The following is a 3,076-nucleotide window of genomic DNA, read 5'->3' on the forward strand; positions in this document are numbered from 1 at the left end:
TCTACGGTGCTCCCCATGGCCTTGTTCTCCCAGCCGGTGTTCATCAACCTCCCGACGACGGACACCGAGCGGATCCGTGAGTTCTGGACGACCCTGGGCGCCACCGCAATGGACGACTACTCGGACGAGCACTCGGTGTGCATCGAGCTCACCGAGTCGACGTACGCGATGTACCTCAGCCCCGGCTACTACACCGACTTCATCGGCAACCGTGAGATCGCCGACTGCCTCACCACCAACTCCGCCCTCATGGCGCTGACCGTCGGCGACGCCGCGGCGGTGGACGCCCTGGCGGACCGGGCGATCGAGCTCGGCGCCGCCGAGGTGCCCCTGCCCGAGGACCTGCGCGAGGAGATGGCCGACTCCGGCATGCACTCCCGCGAGATCGTCGACCCGGACGGGCACCAGTGGGAGTTCGTCACCGCCTGAGCCCGCCGGCTCAGGCGCCGAGTCGCCCGGTGAGGCGCGCGTGCATCGCCGCGGAGGCCTCGTTCAGCCCCGTCACCTCGGCGTGGATCCCGTGCCGGGCGTACTTGGTCAGCACCGAGTCGAGCGCGGCCACAGTGGAGGCGTCCCACACGTGCGCGGCACTCATGTCGATCACGACGCGCGGCGGGTCGAGGGCGTACTCGAACTGCGAGTAGAGGTCGTTCGAGGACGCGAAGAACAGGGCGCCGTGCACGCGATACGTGACGGCGTCGCCGTCGTCGTGGACCTCGCGGACCACCGTGACCAGACGCGAGACGCGCTGAGCGAAGAGCACCAGCGCAGCGAGCACGCCCACACCCACGCCGATCGCGAGGTTGTGAGTGAGCACCGTGGCCGCCACGGTCACGACCATGACGGCGGTCTCCGAGCGCGGCATCGCGCGCAGGGTGGCGGGGCGCACCGAATGCCAATCGAAGGTGGCGGCGGCCACGAACATCATCACGCCCACGAGCGCGGCCATGGGGATCTGCGCCACGAAGCCGCCGAAGGCCACCACGAGCACCAGCAGGAACACGCCCGCGAGGAACGTGGAGATCCGGGTGCGGGCGCCGTTCGCCTTGACGTTCATCATGGTCTGCCCCACCACGGCGCAGCCGCCCATGCCGCCGAACAACCCCGAGACCACGTTCGCGACACCCTGCCCCCAGGACTCGCGCGTCTTGTCCGAGCGGGTGTCGGTGATGTCGTCCACGAGCTTCGCGGTGAGCAGGGACTCGAGCAACCCCACGAACGCGATGCCGACGCTGAACGGCAGGATCAACCGGAGGGTCTCCCACGTCAGCGGGACGTCCGGCAGGCCGAGCACGGGCAGCGCATCCGGCAGCGCGCCCCGGTCCCCCACGCGCGGCACGGCCAGGCCGGCGGCCATCACCAGGGCGGTGACCACGACGACGGCCACGAGCGTCGCCGGCACCGCCGTGGTGAGCCGCGGCAACAGCACCACGATCGCCAGGGCCAACGCCGTGAGCGGGTACACGAGCCACGGGACGCCGATCAGCTCGGGCAGCTGCGAGGTGAACACGAGGATGGCCAACGCGTTGACGAACCCCACCATCACCGAGCGCGGGACGAACCGCATGAGCCGGGCCACACCGAACACGCCGAGCAGGATCTGGATGACGCCGCCGAGGATGATCGCGGCAAGCAGGTGCCCCACCCCGTACGCGTGGGACAGCGGTGCGACGACCAGCGCCACCGCCCCCGTGGCCGCGGAGATCATGGCGGGCCGGCCGCCCACGATCGCCGTGGTGACGGCCATGGTGAAGGACGCGAACAGCCCGACGCGCGGATCCACGCCCGCGATGATCGAGAACGCGATGGCCTCCGGGATCAGGGCGAGCGCCACCACGACCGCGGCCAACACCTCGGTGCCCAGCCACCGCGGGGTGCGCAGGGTGCGCAGCACCGACTGCCGCTCGCGGGGCGTGGCGGGCGGCGTCGTCGTGGTGGTGGCGGCGGGGGCGGGCATGCCTCGAGGGTAGCGGCGGCCCCGGACGCGGCAGGCGCGGACGACGCGGAGCGTGCACTCAGCCGAGCAGCTCCTCGATCAGCGAGGACTCCTCCCGATGGAGGCGCGCCACGAACGGCAGCAGCATGAGCACGCCGAACAGCGCACCGTCCCGTGTGGTGCCGGCGGCCTCGTGATCCACCTCGACGCGGGTCAGGGAGAACATCCCACCCGAGTGGAACCGGGCGACCCGCCGTGGCCGGCCGCCGTCCTCCCCCTGTGCCCGCACCTCCACGGAGCCGTCCCAGTCCGCGCGGGCCACCACGCGACGCCCCTGGACCGTCCCGTCGACGGCGAAGTAGAGCACGTTCTCGCCCCAGATCTCCTTGAGCTCGTCATGCACGGGCGCCGGTGGCTCCCCCTCGGCCGGTGCCGTGACCTCCGGTCGATGCGTCACGGCATAGGTCGGGCGCAGCAGGCGGCCCACCGCGCTGCGCCACGTGGCCCGGCGGATCCCCACCGTGGTGGCGGCACCGCCGATCGACTCCCAGCGGAACGTGCCGGTGCGTTCGCAGCCCGCCAGCTCCCCACGGACCACCCGGCCGACGAGCTCGCCGTCGTCGCGATGCACCGCGACGGTCCGCATGCTGCGCCGGACGGTGTCCAGCGTCCCCTCCCGGAACCCGTACGTGCTGGTGCGCGTCATGGCCCTCCTCTCCGCCCGCCGCGGTCCGGCCGCATGAGGCGTGCGTCCCAGTGTTCCAGAATCCCCGCGTCCCGTGGGCAGGGCTTCGTGGGCAGGGCTTCGTGGGCAGGGTTCCGTGGGCAGAACCGGCGGCGATTCAGGTTCCGTGGGCGGAAGGAGTCACTCTTCTGCCCACGGAACCGGCTGACCCGCCCACGGAACCGGTTGCCCTGCCCACGGAACCCCGAGAGGCGACTCGGGCGGCATCGCCAGGGAGCACCCGCGCCGGCACCCACCCCCGCAGGCAACGGGCCACCCCCGCGCGCACCCGTCACGCCGTGCGCATCACCCGCACGGGGTCGCGGAACGCCGCGAAGGCCGCCGGGAGCAGGCTCGCCACCACGGCGGTCAGCGCGGCGAGCACGTCCACCCCCGCCACGAAGTCCAGCCCCAGC

General features: G+C 72.2%; 3 protein-coding genes. 1 reads left to right on the forward strand and 2 read right to left on the reverse strand.

The window, feature by feature from the left end:
• The coding region (locus D8M29_RS10265) for a VOC family protein (protein WP_238693382.1) at window positions 1–429 on the forward strand (429 nt) is incomplete at its 5' end.
• A 10-nt stretch (window positions 430–439) separates the two neighbouring features.
• Here the strand turns inward: D8M29_RS10265 and D8M29_RS10270 are convergent.
• Entirely contained in the window at window positions 440–1,957 is a 1,518-nt protein-coding gene (locus tag D8M29_RS10270; RefSeq protein ID WP_036317509.1) for a SulP family inorganic anion transporter, read from the reverse strand.
• Window positions 1,958–2,015: 58 nt separating this feature from the next.
• Complete coding sequence (locus D8M29_RS10275; protein ID WP_036317507.1) at window positions 2,016–2,642, reverse strand: hypothetical protein; 627 nt, start codon at window positions 2,640–2,642, stop codon at window positions 2,016–2,018.
• Window positions 2,643–3,076 lie beyond the last annotated feature (434 nt).

The organism is Micrococcus sp. HSID17227 (assembly GCF_003989405.1).
Classification (GTDB): Bacteria; Actinomycetota; Actinomycetes; order Actinomycetales; family Micrococcaceae; genus Micrococcus; species Micrococcus luteus.

Bases quoted from the DNA above. Each gene is read 5' to 3' on its own strand.
- D8M29_RS10270 (WP_036317509.1), bottom strand. From the start codon at position 1,957: ATGCCCGCCCCCGCCGCCACCACCACGACGACGCCGCCCGCCACGCCC.
- D8M29_RS10275 (WP_036317507.1), bottom strand. From the start codon at position 2,642: ATGACGCGCACCAGCACGTACGGGTTCCGGGAGGGGACGCTGGACACC.